Raw genomic sequence first — 20,377 nt, 5'->3', positions numbered from 1 at the left:
ATAGAGAGCAGTTTTTCTGACTTTTGACTAATTAGTTTTGTTATTTGTTGCTTGTTACTTGTTACTTGTTGTTTTTATTCTTTGCTCAGCAAGAGAGGCTTACGCTTCTCGTACTGGCTTATTGATTCTTTGCGTCTCTTCCCATTCCGGGGCTATCCATACTGGAACGTTTTGCTCTTTTAGAACGGGCTTGCCCAGAATCAGATCCGAGGCACGCTCAGCGACCATGATGGTGGGTGCGTTCAGATTGCCGTTTGGAATAACAGGGAAAACAGACGAGTCGACAACGCGCAGGCTATCAATGCCGCGAACACGACACTCTTCATCAAGTACCGCCATTGGGTCATCATCAGCGCCCATTTTGCAGCCGCAAGAAGGGTGATACGCACTTTCAACATTTTGCTTAACCCATTCGTCGATCGCTTCATCGGAAGTTACGCTCAGACCTGGCTGAATCTCTTCGCCACGGTAAGCATCCATCGCAGGTTGAGATAAGATCTCACGCGTCAGACGAATGCAATCGCGCCAATCTTGGCGGTCTTGCTCGGTCGAGATGTAATTGAAAATAATCTCTGGCTTGGCATGGGGATCCGCCGAAGTGATCGCCACCGTACCGCGACTTTCTGGCTTGTTAGGCCCAACGTGAACTTGGAATCCGTGGCCATCAAAGGCCGCTTGACCGTCGTAACGCATTGCTGCTGGTAGGAAGTGGTATTGAATATTCGGCCACTTCAATCCTTTGCGAGAACGAATGAACGCACACGATTCAAAGTGGTTAGTGGCACCCAAACCTTTACGAGTCAGAATCCACTCTGCGCCAATCATGCCCTTGCTGACTAAACCAAGCTTGCTGTTAAGCGTGATGGGTTCGTTACAGTGATATTGAAAGTAGACTTCTAAGTGGTCTTGCAGGTTTTCACCGACACCACTGAGTTCGTGTTTAAGCTCAACACCCGCCTTTTCAAGCACCGCTTTCGGGCCGATACCAGAAAGTTGCAGCAGTTGAACAGAACCGATAGAACCCGCAGAAGAGATCACTTCTTTGTTCGCTACCGCGACTTGGGTATTGCCTGACTTTTCAAACTCGACACCAACGGCTTTCAAGCCTGATTGACCTGTTGAGTCTTGTGTCTCAAGTAAGAAACGACGTGCCACGATGCCTTTTTTCAAGGTAAGGTTTGAACGCTTCAATGCGCGGCGTAGATAAGCGTTAGAGGTTGAGGCTCTAACACCTTTGTCTACGGTCATGTGCATAGTGCCGAAGCCTTCTTGCTGGTAACCGTTGTAATCTTGTGTTTCTGGGTAACCTGCGTCTTTACCTGCATCGATGAACGCTTGGTAAAGGGGGTTGAGCTCCATATCGTTACCGTTACAAGTGCCTACAGGGCCATTGTCGCCACGATATTCATCACCACCTTTATTCCATGATTCAGCACGGCGGAAGTAAGGCAAGCAAGCTTGGTAATTCCAACCAGCAGCGCCCTCTTCTTCCCATTGGTCGAAGTCACAAGCATGGCCACGAACATAAACCATGCCGTTGATCGATGAGCTGCCACCCAACACCTTGCCACGTGGGCAATGCAGTTCACGTCCATCAAGACCCGGTTCTTGTTGAGTCTCAAATTGCCAAGCGTACTTTTCAGTATTCATCGGGTAAGAAAGCGCAGTCGGCATTTGGATAAAAATGCTCTTATCCGTACCACCCGCTTCCAGTAATAAAACGCTATGTTCACCGCTTTCCGTTAGCCTATCCGCTAACACACAGCCGGCCGAACCCGCGCCGACGATAATATAATCGTAGCGTTGTTCCATGTTTTGGTTTCCCTGAGATGAGTCAGTGGGACTAGCTCTGTTAAGCTAGCCCATTAAATTGATTGTTACGCGTTAGGCATAAGGGCTGGCGTAGTCACCAAGTTCAATAAGAATGCTCTTAGTCTGCGTATAGTGAAGTAGAGTCTCTGGTCCGTTTTCACGGCCAACACCTGAAAGTTTGTAGCCACCAACAGGCATTTCTGCAGGTGAGTCACCCCATGTATTAACCCAACAAATACCCGCCTGCATTTGATGAATAACACGGTGAGCGCGAGAAAGGTTTTGCGTGAATACGCCAGCAGCAAGGCCGTATTTAGTATCGTTAGCACGACGAATCACATCGTCCTCATCAGTGAACTTCAACACTGACATAACCGGGCCGAAAATTTCTTGCTGAACGTGAGGCATGTTGTCTTCGCAATCTACAAACACGGTTGGAATAACAAAGTTGCCGTTCGCCAATCCGTTGTCCGTCACTTGATAACCGCCAGTCAGCAGAGTTGCACCCGACTGTTTTGCCAGCTCAATCGCTTCAAGGACTTTTGAAAGGTGTTCTTTAGAGATCAACGCACCGATCTGAGTATCCATATCCATCGGGTTACCAATGATGAGCTTTTCAGTGCGTGTTTTAAGTTGGTCGATGAAATCGTTGTAGATATTTTCATGAACGTAAACGCGAGTACCATTAGTGCACACTTCGCCTTGGGTGTAGAAGTTAGCGACCATTGAAGCTGACACAGCATCGTCCAATTTTGCGTCATCAAAGATGATCATTGGTGATTTACCACCGAGCTCCATCGTTACAGACTTGAGTGTTTTTGCACTGTCTGACATTACCGCTTTGCCTGTACCAGTTTCACCCGTGAACGACACTTTAGCGATGTCAGGATGAGCCGTTAGCATTTGACCCACTCGGTAGTCACCTTGAACTACGTTGAATACGCCATCAGGAAGGCCAGCTTCTGTGAAGATCTCTGCAAGTTTGATCGCTGTTAGCGGCGTTTCTTCTGAAGGCTTGAAAATCATCGCGTTACCCGCAGCGAGTGCTGGAGCCGATTTCCACATTGCGATTTGGATTGGGTAGTTCCACGCGCCAATGCCCGCACAAATACCTAACGGTTCACGGCGTGTGTAGAAAAACTGGCTGTCACTAAGAGGTTGTTGATCGCCTTGCAACGTAGGTGCTAGCCCTGCGAAATACTCAATAACGTCAGCGCCAGAAGCCACATCGACTTCGATCGCTTCTTGTAACGGCTTGCCCGTATCGACAACCTCAAGGTTCGCAAGGTCATTATTTCGAGCTCTAAGTATCTCTACTGCCTTTAAAAGAATGCGACTGCGCTCTACGGCTGTCATTGCTGACCATACCGCAAATCCGCGCTTCGCCGATTCAATCGCATTTTCAACGTCAGCTGAAGAAGCTTGGCCAAGCGTTGCGATAGGTTCGCCGTTTGCAGGGTTAATGCTGACGAAAGTTTCGCCTGAGGTAGCGTCAACCGCTTTACCATCGATGTATAACGAGTTCATTTCCATTTGATCTTCTGACTTAATTATTGTTGTTAGACTCTATCGGTCTATGTATTTGTGAATGCATATCGTTGTTGAGAGCGAGCCTTTTGAGCTCACGCACTAGAATTTTTAACGAATCATTAATCGCGCTGACACGAGTAAAACGTAAGCTGCTTGTCTAAGTAGTCATTGATGATTGCACGTGCTTTATCAGCGTTAATGCCTTCAGGATTGAGCGTCCCTCTTAACCAGATCCCATCAATTAATGATGCAATGCCGTGTGCGATCAATTCCGCTTGTTCAGGTTGAAAAATCGATTTTAATTCAATAAGTAAATGAGAAATCAAACGCTTTTCATTAACCCTTTGCAGGCGCTTTAGTTGAGCGTCATGCATCGAATAAGACCAGAATGCCAGCCATGTTTTCGACACTTGATTTTCCGCTTGATAACCTTCGAAATTACCGTTGATGATAGCGTTGATCCTTTGCTGGTGAGCATCAGCAGGGAGCGCTTTTAATTCTGTTGTTACGGTATTCGAAAGTTGACGCAGTATTTCTCGCATGGTCTCTTCGAGCAGCCCATGCTTTCCACCAAAATAGTGATTAATAATGCCAGTGGAGACTCCCGCTTCTTTGCTGATCAACGCAATACTCGCGGCATGTAAACCTACTCTATCAATCACCGTCATGGTGGCTTGAACAAGCTGTGGTTTACGTATGTCAGGCATCCCAACCTTGGGCATTTCTTAGTCCTTCTATTTTATATTGAACGTTCAGTTAAGTATAAAATGACAGAAATTTAATTAGGGTTCAAATGATTATTTAAAACAAAATCGCAACAACACACCATTCAAAATCAAATAAATCATTTTAAAACAATGCCTTAGATATCATTTAGACCACTAAATAAAATCATTAAAGATTTGAGGTGTGATGGTTACGGGTCAAAAGTTTTTAGTCAATAAGCACAAGATTTAAACAAGGGAAGAGAATCGCATAAGAAGAGTCAAACGTCGTTTGAGATAGCTTGAACGTAATAATCGGAGTAGCAGAATGGGGAACATAGAATGAAAAGCAGAGCACCTTGTAACGAATGGATGCTCTACTTGGTGACGCCTCAATTTCAGAGCCAAATAGTAGATCTAGGACTCGATCTAGAAACTGGGATCAATGATTAACTAACCGATAATCGGCATAGATTGCCAGGCTCTTTGGTGCAACATCTCGCAGCCAGATTCAGTGATAACGATGTTTTCCTCGTGCACCATCATACGATTTTTAGCAAATGCCATGCCCGGCTCAAGCGTTAGCACCATACCGGGTTTTAAGATCACATCACCGTTAGGGACATGTGATGGCCATTCGGTTAACTGCATACCCAAGCCGTGCCCCATGCGACCCACATCGTTGCCGAGTGCGCCGTTCTTTTCGAGCACCGACCACATGGCTTGCCATACGTCTCCGGTTGTTCGTCCCGGCTCAGCAATCGCTAACCCTGCTTCTGTCGACTGATATACCGCGTCATAAGCCGCTATTGTATCTAGCTGCGCATGTCCAAACGCATAGTTCCGGTCAAAGTCACTGAAGTAGCCATCAAAGTTAGCCCCCGTGTCGATGATCAATACGTCTCCTTCATTGAGCACACGATCGGTTGGCCCCATGATGATGTTGTCATAACCACCTTGGCCGGATGCCGAGATCAGATAGGGACATGCATCAGCGCCCAAGCGTAGCATCTCTAAATGCATTGCTTTACATGCCTGTCGCTCTGTCATACCTATTGCTAAATTTTGGCGAAGATACTCAAAACCCGCCGCCGTGACTTGGCACGCAAAGCGTACTTTATCGATTTCGGCTTGAGACTTAACACTGCGCATATCGCGAATCATCAACGATACATCAACCACACTATGTTGGCTTAGCTTCTGCTGTAACAATGCATAGTTAGTGGCCGGCATACGCAGATGTGTTTCTGGGCCGACCATCGAACCGACTCGGCGAGATCCTCTCGATACTTCAGACAACGTAGCCGCTAACAAAGAGATACCATCATCTTCTGGCCTTGGTGATGGCCAACTGCGCACATCGTCAATCCATGTATCGTCAAAGCCAGCCACACCGATCTCTGGCACCACAGCGATAGGCTTGCCAACTGCTGGTACCACCAAGAACCAAGGTCGAGTTGGGCTTTCCCAAAACTGCGATTTAAAGCCACTGAAATAGCGGAATTCAGGTTCGGTAGTAAAAAATGCAGCATCGATGTTTTGAGCGCGAAGCCGTTTTTGCAACTCAACGGTGCGTTGCTCTAGTTCTGCTGATTCAAACCCTCTCTGTGGAGGTGTTAGCGGCAATATACTCATATATCTATCCTTGATTGAATAAGGGTAACTCGACGAATTAATTGAATAAAATGTCTCTTGGTAACAGAGCAATGCTTGGGAAGAAAATCAGCAACGCAGACATTAATATCAAGATGAGGAAAAACGGCAGTGTTCCGCGGATGACTTCCATATAAGGACGCTCGAAAATCGCAATTGCGGTAAAGATGTCACAACCGAATGGCGGCGTTGCCGACCCAATGGCCATTTGTAACGTCACCATCACACCGACCAAGATTGGGTCGATACCTGCTGCATCAACAATCGGCATAAAGATCGGCGTTAAAATTAGCAAAACCACCAAGGAATCCACAAACATGCAGCCGACAAAGAAAGTCAGTGCGATAACAAACAGGATGAACTCAGGCGAAGCGTCTTCTAGATTGAGAGGAGCCAGCAATTCTTGTGGGATTTGCTCAAACGAGATGTACCAAGAGAACGCCTGACCAACACCCACCAGCACAAACACCACCGCCGTAATCAAGCCGGTATTTAACGCCGCATCACAGATATCTTTTACGCCAAGTTTGCGATAGAAAATGCACTCAACGATGATTGCATACAACACTGCAAATGAAGCCGCCTCGGTTGGCGTGACAATGCCCGAATAGATACCACCGATAATCAAAGCAGGGAAACCAAGAGGAAGAATCGCTTTCTTAATCGCTTCAATGCGTTCTGCGGTGTTGGCTTTTTCAACCAAAGTGATGGTGTCGCTGTGTTTTACGCTATAGGCATAGCTGTATAACGAGAACAGGCTCGCGAGCACTAAACCTGGGCCGATACCTGCAATGAATAGCTCACCCACACTGGCATTGGCTAAGGTGCCGTAAAGAATCAGACCGATACTCGGTGGGATAAGAAACGCGATGTCACTGGCATTGATGATCAGCGCCATCACGAAGCTGTCTTTATAGCCTGCCTGAAGTAATTTCGGGCGCATGATTTGACCAACCGACACCACGGTCGCTTGGGTCGAGCCAGAAACAGAACCAAACAAGGTACAGCTGATACACGTGGTAATAGGTAACCCGCCACGCAAGTGACCTACAAAAGCTTGAATTAGACCCAGTAGGTTATAGGCCGTGTGACCACGCGTCATAATATCCGCAGCTAAGATGAACATCGGCACCGCAATCAATGCGTTCGGCGAGATACCTGTCACCATTTGCTGAATCAGCACTCCCGGCTCAACCTGAGAGAAATGAATCAAGCCAATCAAAGCCCCAACCGCTAACGGCACTATCATAGGGAAGCTCAAAAACAGCAGAATCACCATCACAGAGACAAGAGTAAATGTGATGACATAAATATCTAATTCGCCGGCAATAATGTCCGAGAAAAACTGTGCTACATCGCTCATTCGAACTCACCTACTTTTGTATTTCTATTTTCAATCACGTCAAATGACACGTAGATCTCTTTGTGCAGCAGGTTCATCAAGAAACTCATGCTGTATTGCAATCCGGCAATGAAAAATCCAATCGGAATGATCGCGTATACCCAATACACGGGGAACTGCAGGGCTGGGCTTAATCGATTGATATCTTTCAGCTCTTTAACGTAGAAGAACGCATGGTAAGTGAGGTAAAACATCAACATGGCAGTGAGTAGCGCAATGATGGTGGTTAGAACTTTTTGAGCTTTCGTGCTTAATGAATCGTAGACCGCAGTCATGCGTATATTTCGGCCTTGGCGCACCGCATAAGCGAAGCCAATAAAGGTCACAGACACAATCAGAAACTGGTTGAGCTCTTCCGAAAAAAATAGGCTTTTATTGAAGGCGTAACGACCAATCGCATTGGCAGTAGAGTTGATCATCATCGCGAGAATAGCGGTCATGATCAGAAAGCGCTCAAGCTTTTCTGTCGCGACACTTATTTTATGTAGCAGTTCTTTCATAGCAGGCAGTGCTCCATACTTCGTTCAGTGACACGAGTCCATTGCCACAATTTGGAGAAGGTGGGGATAAGCTATCCACTGCCAATGAACAGCGGATAGCATTCATCCTTACTAACGCTTTTTATTGCGTCGCTGAAGCAGCCTTCACTTCATCTAGGATTTCTTCGAGAATGGTTTTCGCACCCTCACGCGCTTCACTTTGCTCACCAGAAGGGTAAGCATTTGCTACCACGTCATAGTAAGTCGTGTGCAGCTTTTGACTGAGGACCTTGAAGCGTTCACGCTCTTCCTCGGTTAACACGACCACTTGCATGTTTGGACGCTCTTTCAAGATCTTGTCCATGTTCTCTTTGTTGATGCGGATTTGGTAGTCATACGCAGCTTGGTCAGCGGCTGTGATCGCTTTGTCGACCATCGCTTGCTTCTCTTCCGACAGGCCGTTGTACCACTTGCTGTTGGTCGAAACGGTGCTCACATAAGGTTGTTGACCTGGGAACATTAGGTAATCTTGAACCTCATGCCACTTCGCGTTGTAGATGAAGTAGATAGGGTTAACCATGCTATCAATGGTCTTAAGTTGCAGTGAACCGTACACTTCACCCCAAGAAAGAGGGGTGGGTGTTGCACCAAACGCTTTGTAGGTTTCAACAGGAACGGTTGAAGTGAAAGTACGGATTTTCTGGTTCGCAAAATCTTCAGGCGTGCGGATAGGTTTGTTGCCACCCCACACCATTTCGCCTTCAGACATCATCGACAACAGCTTTAAGTTCACGCTCTCAAACTTGGGTGCCAGCTTGTTGTAGATGGTTGGGCTTTCCGTTAAGACCTTATGCGTGATCGCTTCGTTAGTACCCAGAACATACGGTAAGCTCACCGCTTGTACTTCAGGAACATAAGACCCTAAGTGACCCGCACCTACAGACACAAATTGAATCGTACCTTTAGCAGCCAGTTCTACGATGTCGTTTTCTGTACCCAGTTGACCGTAGTAATAGATGCGAACACGGATGTCACCATCAGATTCCTTCTTAATCACTTCCGCAAATTTTTGCGCATAGATATCTTGAACGTCTGTTTTGTCCTCTTCTGAAGCAAACTTCCATGTTTCGGCATGAACGCCAAAAACCATGCTAAAACTTAGCAGTGCTACGCCTAATCGTTTCATCCTGTCTTTCCTTTTATTATCCTAATTACACGTTGATGACCTTGGTCACTTCACGCGCTTCAGTTTTGGCTGTGTCGACAATAAACTCCGTTTAAAGTCAGCCATCTTGCAGTGCCAAATTCGCCACTGCTGAATCTGTTTCTCTACTTGTTGCTTCTCATTGACTTGCTTCTCATTGAGCCGTTTCTAAATTGATCTTGCTAAACGGTCGTTCACCAACTGAATCCAGTAGCTCGCACCGAGCTTTAAGATGCCGTCGTTAAAATCGTATTCGGGGTTATGCAATGCACAGCCACCGACCGATTCCGTGCCATTACCCAACAACACATAACAGCCCGGTTTAACACGCAACATGCTTGAGAAATCTTCCGAAATTGTCAGTGGGTCGCAGGCGTCATTAACGTTCTCGACACCAAGCACCTTCTGCGCGGCGGCAACCGAATATTGGGTTTGTTGCTCACTATTGATGGTTGGGTAGAAGGTATTGATAAACTCAAATTCGTAAGTCGCACCTGCCGCCTGACAAATGCCCGCCACGATTCGCTCCATACTTTGCTTGATTAGGGCGAGAGAAGATTCAGTAAAACAACGGCAATCTCCCTTAATAATCACTTGGGTTGGGATAACGTTAACCGTACCGTCTGTAATAAACTCGGTTGCTGAAACCACAGCAGTATCGTGAATCGCGCTAAGATTGCGAGACACGATGGTTTGCAGACCAAGGATTACTTGCGAGCCAACGACTAGAGGATCGACCCCTTGATGCGGCAGAGCGGCATGCCCACCCACACCGTTGATCGTGATCTCAAAGCTGCTCTCACTGGCCATTAATGATCCAGGACGAACCATCAATTCACCTTCCGCTAAACCGGGAAAGTTATGTACGCCATACACTTCATCAATCGAGAATCGCTCAAACAAGCCATCATCAATCATCGCTTGCGCGCCGCAGCCATGCTCTTCATCGGGTTGAAAAATGAAATACGCCGTGCCATCGAAGGTTGGGTTCCCTGCCAATAGGTTTTCGGCTAAATAACTTGCTGCGCCAAGCAGCATTGCAGAGTGTCCATCGTGGCCACAAGCGTGCATCTTTCCATCGTGTTGTGAGCAATGTACGAAGCTGTTTTGTTCATGAATATGCAGAGCATCCATATCAGCTCTTAGGCCAATACTCGCTTCACTTGATCCTGAACGAAGTATCCCTACCAATCCCGTTTTGCCAATATTGCGCACCACTTCGATACCAAAGCTGTGTAATTGATTGGCGATGAAATCAGAGGTGAGATTCACGTCAAAGCCGCATTCAGGAAAACGATGTAAGTGTTGACGCCATTCCGTCATGCTTTGAATAAGCTGCGAAGACAGTTGGTCTGGTTTTACCGAGAAAGTAGACGACATAGTAGTGATCCCAAAGTGTAATTCTTTGTATTAACGTTAAATGTAGAGTTAGCTTGGCGGCTTGATGTAAACGCAAAACGAGCAGCCTTAATCAGAAATCATTAAAACGGCTACGACCTTCGGTCATTACCTGAAGCTGGTTGAAGGTGATGCTCTAACAGCGTACCGAAGCCTTTGATAGGCGTGGGGTAATTCATCAACTGAAGCGAGTGCCAAGCCAGCACCTGATTGCTGCTAACAACGGGCTTATCTAATTCCGCTTCAATGGATTCAACAACGGATGCTGCACGCAATGCCGTGCAAGAGATAAACAGAAGATCCGCTTCAGGGTCGCAAACTTGTAGTGCGGTGTGTTTAATGTCCATTGGATCAATGAACGTCATCGCGGTGTCATCTTCAAAACCAAAACCATGAATGCTCAGCACTTCAATTCCCTGTGAGGTAAAGAACTCGGCAACACCCTTGTTCACCGCTTCGGTATAAGGGGTCAATATTGAGATGCGCTTAGCTTTAAAGCTGTCGAAAGCCGCTAAGGCAGCGGTCACAGGGTTCGTTACCGCAGCGTTTGGGCGAGACTGATGAATGAGCTGGGTAATTCGCTCGCTTCCGATAGCCACCGTGCCAGAGGTACATGCGTAAATCACAACATCCAACTCTGTGCCCGGTAAGATAGTATCGGCACAAGCGGCAATTCCCGGCTCCATTCTGCGTAAGTTATCAATGGTCAAAGGATTGTAATTTCGAACACGGCTAGTAAAAGATTGCACATCACTTGGGTACAGTAGGGCGAGATCTCGCTCAATATTAAAGTCGGTTGCTAACGCGATCACACCGACGCGTCCTGCTGGTGCTAATGCTTCTAATTCAGACTGTAAAGTAGCGATTCCAGATCTCATACTTACCGATTCCTTGAACTCATTAAGTGTTAATAAAATGTGCACTCACAACTAACATCTTTGCCAATTGACTCTTTACATTTTGTTTACAAGGTTAATAATGCCTCGATAAGTTTAAGGATTATCATCAAATAACGTATTTATTGTGCAGAAATTCCGCATTTTTATTACGTTATAGCGATTTTTTGTTCTCATCGGTGGCTCACTCATTGCTAAGGAAAAATACCTTAATCTTGATCACACAATGACTTAAAAGTAACAATTCACTTACAAGCAAATATTGGGAAGCGTTGGTATGGCACAGCAACCGGAAATGATGGTCGACAGTTTTGACAGAAAGATCCTCAACATCGTACAAGACTCAAATCGAGCAACTTCGGACAACATCGCAGAAAAAGTGGGGCTCTCTCCCGCCGCCGTTCAACGGCGTTTAAAACGCATGCGAACTCAAGGGGTCATTCAAGCGGATGTCTCGGTCATCAATCCAAAAGCGGTGGGTCATGCGATGACTTTTATCGTCCAAGTAACCTTGGAGCGTGAGCGTGTTGATTTGATGCATAACTTCAAAAAAGAGATGAGTGCCAATCGATCTGTACAGCAGTGCTATTACGTGACGGGCAGTTCTGACTTTATCTTGATCGTCACTGCGGCAGATATGGAGGGGTACGACAATTTTACGCGTGAGGCTTTCTTCGATAATGCCAATATCAAGAGCTTTCAAACCAATGTGGTGATGGATAACGTCAAGGTAGGTCTAACCATTCCAATTGATGAGCAGCGTGATTAGATAACGCAACACGTCGGAAAACGAAACAGGAATACAGGAATAAAAAAGACGGTATGAAGAAACCTTACATACCGCCAACTTTGGGGCTTACTTTATTATTCGTTGTTCGTGATTAGCTATTAACTGCTAACTATGTACTTTTCGTTATTAGATTTTGTTGTCGATGATTTGTTGGTATAGCTCAGGGTCAGTCGCCCCTTCGGTACCAATAACCAGCACTCGGCTGTCTTCAGTTAAATTCAATTTTTCAGCGAATTTCGGTTCTTGTTTGGCGATGATAGCAGCAGAAAAACCCGGAACCGCAGACTCACCACCTTCAATCGCCACTTCCGTGTGTTCGCCACTCGCCAACATACGCATCGCTTGCGGAATGGCCTCTTCGCTCAGCGTCATAAAGTCATCCGCGCCATTTTGTAGAATTGTCCACGCCAAGCTTGAAACCTCACCACAAGCAAGGCCAGCCATCAGTGTCTCTAGATCACCTGTAACTACTACGGGCTTGCCCGCTTGAGCACTCTTCTGAAGACAGTTTGCCAGCTCAGGTTCGACGATTACAAAGCGTGGACGCTCAGCGCCCCACAGATCCCAGAAGTAACCACAAACAGCGGATGCCAAACCGCCCACACCGCCTTGTACGAAAACATGAGTGGGGATTTCACCATCAAGTTGCTCGACAATTTCAGCCAACATCACGGTATAACCCAGAGCAACGTCTTTAGGGATTTCCATGTAGCCTTCGTAAGAGGTGTCCGACACGATCACACGATTTTTCGCTTTGGCTTCAGAGTCAGCCAAGCGAACAGATTCATCGTAGTTACCGGTGATGCGAACCACTTCTGCGCCAAACGCTTCCATCGCTTGCTTACGCCCTTCCGACACATCGCGATGAATGTAGATAACACAACCACAACCAAACATTTGTGCGCCCCACGCGACCGAGCGGCCATGGTTTCCGTCTGTCGCACAGCTGACAACAATTTCAGCAACTTCTGATTTCCATTCCCCGTTGAGCAGCTCACTGATGGTTGGATTCTTCCCATAACGGTTGGCGATCTCAATCTGAAGCTGACGGGCAACAGCATACGCGCCACCGAGTGCTTTAAAACTCTTTAGGCCAAAACGCTGCGATTCATCTTTGTACCAAAACTTGTTTACACCGATCTCAGCAGAAATACTATTCAATTCATGCAAAGGAGTGATGGAATAACCCGGCCATTGTGAAATGTCCTTAATTGCCTGCTCAGAACTCGCAACACTCAGAATATCAAGTTGCTCACTTGAGTACTCCAATTCAGGGCGTGCTTGAGGGTTAGCATAGTGTGTCAGAGTGCCAGCCAGTAACTGCATAAATGATCGTCCTTATTAGTCATTCACATTGCTCCTTACATCACCAAACATAATCGTCTTCGGCTTGTAAGGCTTGCGGATATTAAAGTTTATCGGCATCAAAGTGCTGTGATTGTGCTTTCTAAAAACCAAATCTGCAGAAATTAGTCGTTACTTAGCGAATAAATGCGGTTTTTACTCACATCCATGTTCTCTCGTTGAATTCATGAGCATTACAAGCGGTACCACCTTCAATTCCAGAACAAAAAAGGTTGGTAATGACAAAGCACAACCAACCTTTCAGCATACACACCTAATTTTTAATGCTAGTCAAAGCTACTCAATACGAGTGATGAAACCATATTTATCTGAATCGGCCTTAGTCACCCAGTGTTCACCAGAAGCAGGAGCAGAGTCTAAAGTGAAGATATAGAAATCGATTCCTTTGTCTCCCATCACCTTTTTAAAGTAGGTCGCTTGCTTACGATGGCTTTCGTTGGTGTATGGGAATTCTTTGGCTGTTTTATCACCCTCAGCCCAACTGTGCACACCAACCTGCTTATTAAGCTCAATAACTTTAGTGGTATCAGCGCGTTGCAAAACTCGTGGATTACCTGCAGCAAACAGGTCCGTGCCGCCAGAGAACACCGAGCCTGTAGGCGTTACGATCGTCGTCATGTTGTTATTGTGGATCATGCGACCGGTGTACATATTGATATCATCGTCGGCACTGCCACCAATATGGTTGGTAAACTTCAGCGTCATCTCACTGCCTTGATACAATTTCACGATATCAAACAACTGAGAATAAGTTGATGCCCCCAGAGTCGACTGAATTCGCTCAACAGCGCCAGTCTCGTTGAGCACATCGCGGTAAAAAGCATTGAAAGCAAACGACGTGGTGATCGTTACCTTGTTCCCACTTTTGGTTTTACTCAGGATTGTAGACCCTAGGCTAGTCACGTATTGGACCAGTTCATTGTGATACTCAAGCTCGACTTGTTTATTCGTATTCGTCGTCGTGTTAATTAAGGTGGTGTCATTCCCAATTGAACGTTGAGCCGTACCACAATCAAATGAATCAAAAAAATTACCCTCGCGGTAAATCGCACAGTCATCGGTTCCAGCATCAGGGAGGTACAGATCCACACTTTGACCTAAACTATCCGCAAGCCTTACTACTTTTTGCTTATCACTGATGTCTTCAGCAAATTGAATTTTGTCGTACTGCACACCGTCATAGGTTAGTTTCATTGCCTCTTGAAGCTCTTCTCGCTCTTGATACAACTTACCTAATTTCACTGATGAAAATACGTAATCCGCCTTAGGTTTTACTTGTGCTTTAGTCCCCGCTTTACCTGAGTTAGAGCTTGAGTTGCACCCAGCTAAAATAATCAAAGGCAGTGCCAGTAACGTTTTTCTATAGTTATTCATGCGTCATTCCCAAAGTGTTTGATAGGGAAATTCTATTGTTTAGTGCTAAATTTATCTGTCGTGAAAATGTATTAGAATGTCGAACCTATTTGAACAATGTTTTTTATTTTCCTATAAATGCCAATTCATCATTGAACTAACTTATAAAGTGTTTAATCATTCGCGTTAGGTATTTAGTGAAGCATGTGAACTCAATATGCAACAGAGCGTAATCGAAATGGCTCATCACGACGAAGACTCGCTCACGTAATCTCAATGATTGAAACGCACGACAAGGCTGATAATGGAATGACAAAACCTAAAATGATCATCGTGGAAGACGATTTGAAACTTCAGAAAATGTTGCAGGACTACTTTGTCGCGCAAGATTTTGATGTCACGGTATTGGACGATGGCAGTGATGCCGCACAGACTATCCTCGCGGAGCAACCTGACATCGTACTGCTAGATTTGATGCTTCCTGTAACTGATGGACTTACAATCTGCCGACAGACGCGTACGCACTATAAAGGTAAAATCTTGATGCTCACCGCCAGCGATGACGACTTTGATCACGTCGCTGGTTTAGAGACAGGGGCTGATGACTATGTCACCAAGCCAATCAAACCAAGAGTTCTGCTGGCCAGAGTTCGTTCGCTATTACGCCGCCAAGACGCCAATACGGCTTCAGTCGCTGACTCAGACAACCTTCAGTTTGATCAACTCGTTCTGAAAAACACTTATAAGAAGTGTGAACTTTCAGGCGCCGTCTTATCACTCACTGACAGCGAGTTCGACCTACTTTGGTTATTAGCGAGCAACCCTGATACTCCGTTATCACGTGACTATTTGACGCAAACACTGCGCGGCATTGAGTACGATGGGATCGACCGCACAATAGATAACAAAGTCGTGCGTCTAAGAAAGATATTGGGCGACGACCACACACCAGCAGAGAAAATTCAGACCATTCGCGGTAAAGGCTACTTGTTTGTTTCAACCGCCTGGCATTAACTTCGCTCACGACGAGCGTAATGAAAGAGAGCGATTATGCGACGTATCTTTTTGGAGTCCCTATTAGGGCTGTTAGTTTGCTTTATGGGCGGCCTTGTCGCCTACGAAATCTGTGTCTATCAGCTCAATACCGACTACGAATATGTTCTGCAAGATTATGAAGCGACAGCCCACCAGCAACTCATAGAAAACATCGCAAAAAATCAGGGGCTTGAAGCGGCTCAACAAGCAATGAACCAGTTTGTCGAAACCACTCGAAATAAACTGGTGACGTTCAACCCAAAAGATGAAATACCAAGCCCTGTTTCAGAGTTCTTCTCGACCAACCCAAATACCTTTATCTTTCACGATGATGAACGTGATCTATGGTTTCGCTTAGCAAGCAGTGACAATACCTATCATTATCTCCCCAACAGTGAAGCGTTCGTTAGACAAAAGATAGAATTGGAAGATGACCTCATTTGGTTGTTCTTCCTAGCAAGCTTTATCTTATACGGCGTATGCCACCTATTTATCATCTTCCGCCGAGTTAAGAAGCTGGAATCGGCGACTCTAGCCTTTGCAGAAGGGGATCTCTCCTCGCGAGCCGAGACCTCAAGCGGCATTGCAATCGGCTCATTGAACAAGTCTTTCAACCTAATGGCCGACCGAATTCACCGCTTGATTGAGAGTAATCGCTCGCTCACTAATGCCGTCGCTCATGAACTGCGCACGCCGATATTCCGTATCCAATGGCAAGCTGAAATGCTCAAAGACACGCCACTCAACGAAGCTCAACAAGAGACTGTAGAAAGTATTGTTGAAGATACCGAAGAGATGGAGAAAATGGTCGACGAGCTATTGTGTTACGCCAAACTGGATAGCTGCGACCTCGAAAATCTACAACAGCCATTAGAGATAAGAGACCTTCTCGACAACGCAATGACGCGTTGGAACAAGGATACTCAGCTCAACATCGACCTATCACTGCCAAAGCAACCTAGCTCGATACTGGCGGATGAGATACTGCTGAACCGCGCCCTAGATAACCTCGTACGTAACGCCATGAAATTCGCACGCTCTCAAGTGTTGATTGAAGCCAGTGTGCATCAAGAACAACTACAGATTGCGGTGCATGATGATGGTGATGGTGTGGCTCAAGAACATCAGGCTCGCCTGTTTGAACCGTTTTACGTTGGCGACAAAGCGCGTAACAAAGCCAAGAGCGGCCATGGTTTAGGACTGTCTATCGTCGAGAAGATCTGCGCTCAACACAACGCAACCGTGGTAGTTGGTCAGAGCCAAGCCTTAAAGGGTGCAGTATTCACCATAACCATTCAGCTATGTAATGATTCAGCTGACAAACCCATACAGTAACGACAAAACACCTCTGGAATAATGTTCAACATCGGTCGGGAGATGCTGTCTCCCATGAACTTATTGAATCTAAATAATCATGACACTGCCTTTGTGGCTTGCCATCTAGATTCCAATCATTCTTAAGGTATTTTTATGAAAAAGTTATTAGTTGTTTTAGGCATTGTCTCTCTAGCAGGTTGTTCAGGTATCAGCCACAACGAAGAAGTTTACACAGCGCACGCTGAGAGCTTCAACATCGTCGGTTTCCAGGTTCCGGGCAATACTCAAGACCGCGCAATGGAATTAGTACCTGAAGGCGCTACGGTTGAGACTATTCGCTCAACAAACTCTGATACAAGCTCTGTTCTGGGTATCATCAACCGTATTATCGGTATCGACTACGTTCAAGTTGGCGGTAAGAAGCAATAATTCGTTAGAAAGCAATAACTCGTTAAAAAGCAATAATTCCCTATCGTTGCATACTTAAGGTACCTATCTTAATTGCACACGTAAGTTACGCACCTTTAATCAGTAGCCTGTAAGCCAGTGACCTCGTCACTGGCTTTTTTCATCCAGCAGATTTTGTGCTCTGTGCCAAAAAAATTCCTAAGTACCCTGCCCTCTTATAAGTAACAATTCGAAAAATAAGCCTAAAAACCTTCAATTTCTTATCAAAATGGCCCTTAAATTCGCTTAATTACCTTCCGCTTAAACTGACACGCCTAAATCGTTGATCCTTCTATCAACCCAGAATCCGTTAATTGAGGCGCAGATCAATTTACCCAGAAATCTTAATTTCCATAAAAAAATAACACTTAATAAAAGTGTCATGATTTTATAAACAAAATCTATGGGTGCATTCAAAAATAAACAGAAACGATAACTATCTGTAAATACGAGAAATATAAGTTTCATGAATAAAAGAGATCATTGCCATGCTACTAATTAATCAGATCGAATGATGTAAATTCGCTGTGAGAATTTTGTTACGTTTTCTTTGATTTTACATGGAAAGAGAAAATAACAATGAAAATAAGAAAGCGTTTAGTTGCCGTTGCTATAGCCAGTGCTATGTCTTTGTCAGTGCATGCAAATGAATCGGTTCAGATTGATCAACCCATCAACTTTACTAACTTTTCTGGGTTGAATACCCAGTTAGGTGTTAGCAATGCTTCTAGCTTCAAGATGGTTAAAGAAGTGAACCTGAAAAAGCGTGGTATCTACAAAGTTAAGATCCAGCAAAACATCTGGGGAACGCCAGTATGGGGGCACTACCTGAATGCAACCCAAAGTGTACAAGGTGGCGCGCTTAAGTCCGTTCAAGGCCGCTACCTCAAAACAACAACCCTAGAGCGTTCTTTTGTTAAACCATCAATCAACAGCTCCCAAGCCGTTGAGCTTGCGAGTAAAGATCTCAAGGTTCAGGGCTTAACCAGCAAATCTCTAGACAACGTACAACATGAGCTGTTTATTTATCAGGGCGCATCTAACCAAGGAGCCGATAAACAAGGCATTGGTACACAAGGTGCAAATAAAACACGCCTAGTTTACGTTATCTCTTATCTTGTCGAAGGCAGCGAACAGCCGACTCGACCATTCACCATGCTAGACGCGCACAGCGGCGAAGTTATCGACCGTTGGGAAGGTATTGCTCACGCACAGATCGGTACAGGCCCGGGTGGTAACGAAAAAACGGGCATGTACGAATACGGTACCGACTACCACTACCTTGATGTGGTAGAAAATGGTACAGAGTGTGTGATGGAATCGGAGAATGTTGTCACTGTTGACCTAAATGGTGCTACCGATGGCGACACCACTTACAGCTACGAATGTCCTCGTAACGAACATAAAGAAGTGAACGGAGCCTTCTCTCCACTCAACGATGCGCACTACTTCGGTAACATCGTGTTCGACATGTATAAGAACTGGTTCGACACTGCGCCACTCTCTTTTAAACTCATGATGCGAGTTCATTACGGTAACAACTACGAGAATGCATTTTGGGACGGCAAGGCAATGACATTCGGAGATGGTGAAAGCTTCTTCTACCCACTTGTAAGCCTAGATGTATCAGCGCACGAAGTGAGCCACGGTTTCACTGAGCAAAACTCAGGTTTGGTTTACGCGAATCAATCCGGTGGTATGAACGAAGCTTTCTCTGATATGGCAGGTGAAGCGGCAGAATACTACATGAAAGGCACCAACGACTGGATGGTCGGCCGTAATATCTTTAAAGGCGACGGCGCTCTGCGTTACATGGACGATCCATCACGCGATGGTTCTTCAATCAACAATGCATCCGAGTACTACGATGGCTTGAACGTGCACTACAGCTCGGGCGTGTTCAACAAAGCCTTCTACCACCTTGCAACCACGCAAGGCTGGGATACTAAAAAAGCGTTCGAGCTTTTCGTGCTATCCAACCAAATCTACTGGTCAGAAAACAGTGACTTCTGGCAGGGTGCTTGTGGCGTGAAAAACTCAGCAACCGACCTTGGCTACAATGCCGATGACGTTGTTTCTGCGTTCGCTCTTGTGGGTGTCACCCCATGTGCAGAGCCACCACTGCCGCCAGAACCGGAATATCAACGCCTTGAAAACGGTGTTGAAGCTGCGGTTGCTGGTGAAACAGGCTCAAAAACTTACTTCGATATCGATGTACCAGAAGGCCAAGACAAGCTGACGATTGATCTTGCAGTGTCTACTGGTGACCCGGATATGTATGTCGGCCTAGATTACGCGCCAAGCTCTCAACAGAATATCTGTAAGAGTGAAAGCGTAACCGATGAAGTGTGTGTAATTGAAAACCCAACAGCTGGTCGCTACACGGTGAACATTCTGGGTTACTCAGATTACGCAGGTGCAAATCTGAAAGCATCGTACGAATCAGGCAATGCTAACGTACCGCCAGTTTCTTCTTTCGAGCACACGGTCGTAGGCAAAGAAGTAGAGCTACGCAGCACAAGTTCGGATAGCGACGGTCAGATCGTTTCTTACCAATGGAACCTAGGCGATGGCAACACGCAAACCGGTGAAGTGACTCGTTATACCTACGCTGAAGCTGGAGACTACGTGGTTACCCTAACCGTGACTGACGATGTAGGCGTTGCAACATCGACAAGCAAGTCGATCACGATTGAAGGTGACTCAGCAGAAGGCTTCCCGCTAAAACTGAAGTTTGGTAACAAAAACCCGAACGGTAAGGCTCGCGTTAAGCTGGCATGGGATTACGACACCAATGACTACTTCGTGATTAAGCGTAATGGCAAAAATGTTGGTGCTACAGACTTCAACTCATACGTCGATAAGTTCCGTCACAACGGCACGGTGGATGTGGAGTACCAAGTGTGTACCTCAAGCGATATCTGTTCTGAAACCAAGCACTACCGTTTCATTAAAGCACAATAATCGAAAGTGAATTCAGGGCTCCGTAAGG

16 protein-coding genes are annotated in these 20,377 nt (G+C 45.8%); 5 read left to right on the top strand and 11 right to left on the bottom strand.

Going from position 1 to position 20,377, the window contains the following annotated elements:
• Window positions 1-99 precede the first annotated feature (99 nt).
• From betA to IHV80_RS17445, 9 genes are all read right to left on the bottom strand, one after another.
• Complete coding sequence (gene betA, locus IHV80_RS17485) at window positions 100-1,812, bottom strand: choline dehydrogenase (protein WP_192891628.1); 1,713 nt, start codon at window positions 1,810-1,812, stop codon at window positions 100-102.
• A gap of 72 nt (window positions 1,813-1,884) precedes the next feature.
• Complete coding sequence (gene betB / locus IHV80_RS17480; protein ID WP_192891627.1) at window positions 1,885-3,345, bottom strand: betaine-aldehyde dehydrogenase; 1,461 nt, start codon at window positions 3,343-3,345, stop codon at window positions 1,885-1,887.
• Window positions 3,346-3,461: 116 nt separating this feature from the next.
• Window positions 3,462-4,064: a transcriptional regulator BetI gene (betI, locus tag IHV80_RS17475; protein WP_192891626.1), complete on the bottom strand. Its 603-nt coding sequence runs from the start codon at window positions 4,062-4,064 to the stop codon at window positions 3,462-3,464.
• Window positions 4,065-4,499: 435 nt separating this feature from the next.
• Complete coding sequence (locus IHV80_RS17470) at window positions 4,500-5,681, bottom strand: M24 family metallopeptidase (protein ID WP_192891625.1); 1,182 nt, start codon at window positions 5,679-5,681, stop codon at window positions 4,500-4,502.
• Window positions 5,682-5,718: 37 nt separating this feature from the next.
• Window positions 5,719-7,062, bottom strand: a complete 1,344-nt coding sequence (locus IHV80_RS17465) for a TRAP transporter large permease (RefSeq protein ID WP_017111212.1) — start codon at window positions 7,060-7,062, stop codon at window positions 5,719-5,721.
• Window positions 7,059-7,601 (bottom strand): TRAP transporter small permease, encoded by a 543-nt coding sequence (locus IHV80_RS17460; protein WP_017111213.1) that lies wholly within the window; start codon window positions 7,599-7,601, stop codon window positions 7,059-7,061. Before IHV80_RS17460 ends, IHV80_RS17465 begins: the two co-directional genes overlap by 4 nt.
• A 121-nt stretch (window positions 7,602-7,722) precedes the next feature.
• Complete coding sequence (locus tag IHV80_RS17455) at window positions 7,723-8,766, bottom strand: TRAP transporter substrate-binding protein (protein WP_192891624.1); 1,044 nt, start codon at window positions 8,764-8,766, stop codon at window positions 7,723-7,725.
• A 186-nt stretch (window positions 8,767-8,952) separates the two neighbouring features.
• A complete protein-coding gene (locus IHV80_RS17450) occupies window positions 8,953-10,164 on the bottom strand; it encodes a M20 aminoacylase family protein (RefSeq protein ID WP_192891623.1) in 1,212 nt (403 codons plus the stop codon).
• A gap of 110 nt (window positions 10,165-10,274) precedes the next feature.
• Window positions 10,275-11,060 (bottom strand): maleate cis-trans isomerase family protein, encoded by a 786-nt coding sequence (locus tag IHV80_RS17445; protein WP_192891622.1) that lies wholly within the window; start codon window positions 11,058-11,060, stop codon window positions 10,275-10,277.
• A 295-nt stretch (window positions 11,061-11,355) separates the two neighbouring features.
• Here IHV80_RS17445 and IHV80_RS17440 point away from each other — a divergent pair, with 295 nt between their 5' ends.
• Entirely contained in the window at window positions 11,356-11,847 is a 492-nt protein-coding gene (locus IHV80_RS17440; RefSeq protein ID WP_192891621.1) for an Lrp/AsnC family transcriptional regulator, read from the top strand.
• A 147-nt stretch (window positions 11,848-11,994) separates the two neighbouring features.
• Here the strand turns inward: IHV80_RS17440 and IHV80_RS17435 are convergent, their stop codons facing one another.
• Together IHV80_RS17435 and IHV80_RS17430 are read right to left on the bottom strand one after the other, a co-directional pair.
• On the bottom strand, window positions 11,995-13,194 hold the full coding sequence (locus tag IHV80_RS17435; protein ID WP_192891620.1) for a diaminopropionate ammonia-lyase: 1,200 nt from the start codon (window positions 13,192-13,194) through the stop codon (window positions 11,995-11,997).
• 315 nt (window positions 13,195-13,509) lie between these two features.
• Window positions 13,510-14,607 carry an alpha/beta hydrolase gene (locus tag IHV80_RS17430; RefSeq protein ID WP_192891619.1) on the bottom strand — a complete coding sequence of 366 codons (1,098 nt, stop codon included), beginning with the start codon at window positions 14,605-14,607 and terminating at the stop codon, window positions 13,510-13,512.
• Between the two features lie 288 nt (window positions 14,608-14,895).
• On the opposite strand from IHV80_RS17430, the gene IHV80_RS17425 reads away from it, so the two are divergent.
• From IHV80_RS17425 to IHV80_RS17410, 4 genes are all read left to right on the top strand, one after another.
• Entirely contained in the window at window positions 14,896-15,600 is a 705-nt protein-coding gene (locus tag IHV80_RS17425) for a response regulator (RefSeq protein ID WP_192891618.1), read from the top strand.
• Between the two features lie 36 nt (window positions 15,601-15,636).
• Complete coding sequence (locus IHV80_RS17420) at window positions 15,637-16,956, top strand: sensor histidine kinase (protein ID WP_192891617.1); 1,320 nt, start codon at window positions 15,637-15,639, stop codon at window positions 16,954-16,956.
• Window positions 16,957-17,091: 135 nt separating this feature from the next.
• Window positions 17,092-17,367 (top strand): hypothetical protein, encoded by a 276-nt coding sequence (locus tag IHV80_RS17415; protein ID WP_017632032.1) that lies wholly within the window; start codon window positions 17,092-17,094, stop codon window positions 17,365-17,367.
• A 597-nt stretch (window positions 17,368-17,964) separates the two neighbouring features.
• Window positions 17,965-20,349 (top strand): M4 family metallopeptidase, encoded by a 2,385-nt coding sequence (locus tag IHV80_RS17410; RefSeq protein WP_192891616.1) that lies wholly within the window; start codon window positions 17,965-17,967, stop codon window positions 20,347-20,349.
• The last annotated feature ends 28 nt before the right edge of the window (window positions 20,350-20,377 follow it).

The organism is Vibrio bathopelagicus (assembly GCF_014879975.1).
Lineage (GTDB): Bacteria > Pseudomonadota > Gammaproteobacteria > Enterobacterales > Vibrionaceae > Vibrio > Vibrio bathopelagicus.
Note: the sequence above shows the minus strand (reverse complement) of the source record. Positions and strands in the feature narration are given on the sequence as shown.

Bases quoted from the DNA above. Each gene is read 5' to 3' on its own strand.
- betA (WP_192891628.1), bottom strand. From the start codon at position 1,812: ATGGAACAACGCTACGATTATATTATCGTCGGCGCGGGTTCGGCCGGC.
- betB (WP_192891627.1), bottom strand. From the start codon at position 3,345: ATGGAAATGAACTCGTTATACATCGATGGTAAAGCGGTTGACGCTACC.
- betI (WP_192891626.1), bottom strand. From the start codon at position 4,064: ATGCCCAAGGTTGGGATGCCTGACATACGTAAACCACAGCTTGTTCAA.
- IHV80_RS17470 (WP_192891625.1), bottom strand. From the start codon at position 5,681: ATGAGTATATTGCCGCTAACACCTCCACAGAGAGGGTTTGAATCAGCA.
- IHV80_RS17465 (WP_017111212.1), bottom strand. From the start codon at position 7,062: ATGAGCGATGTAGCACAGTTTTTCTCGGACATTATTGCCGGCGAATTA.
- IHV80_RS17460 (WP_017111213.1), bottom strand. From the start codon at position 7,601: ATGAAAGAACTGCTACATAAAATAAGTGTCGCGACAGAAAAGCTTGAG.
- IHV80_RS17455 (WP_192891624.1), bottom strand. From the start codon at position 8,766: ATGAAACGATTAGGCGTAGCACTGCTAAGTTTTAGCATGGTTTTTGGC.
- IHV80_RS17450 (WP_192891623.1), bottom strand. From the start codon at position 10,164: ATGTCGTCTACTTTCTCGGTAAAACCAGACCAACTGTCTTCGCAGCTT.
- IHV80_RS17445 (WP_192891622.1), bottom strand. From the start codon at position 11,060: ATGAGATCTGGAATCGCTACTTTACAGTCTGAATTAGAAGCATTAGCA.
- IHV80_RS17440 (WP_192891621.1), top strand. From the start codon at position 11,356: ATGGCACAGCAACCGGAAATGATGGTCGACAGTTTTGACAGAAAGATC.
- IHV80_RS17435 (WP_192891620.1), bottom strand. From the start codon at position 13,194: ATGCAGTTACTGGCTGGCACTCTGACACACTATGCTAACCCTCAAGCA.
- IHV80_RS17430 (WP_192891619.1), bottom strand. From the start codon at position 14,607: ATGAATAACTATAGAAAAACGTTACTGGCACTGCCTTTGATTATTTTA.
- IHV80_RS17425 (WP_192891618.1), top strand. From the start codon at position 14,896: ATGACAAAACCTAAAATGATCATCGTGGAAGACGATTTGAAACTTCAG.
- IHV80_RS17420 (WP_192891617.1), top strand. From the start codon at position 15,637: ATGCGACGTATCTTTTTGGAGTCCCTATTAGGGCTGTTAGTTTGCTTT.
- IHV80_RS17415 (WP_017632032.1), top strand. From the start codon at position 17,092: ATGAAAAAGTTATTAGTTGTTTTAGGCATTGTCTCTCTAGCAGGTTGT.
- IHV80_RS17410 (WP_192891616.1), top strand. From the start codon at position 17,965: ATGAAAATAAGAAAGCGTTTAGTTGCCGTTGCTATAGCCAGTGCTATG.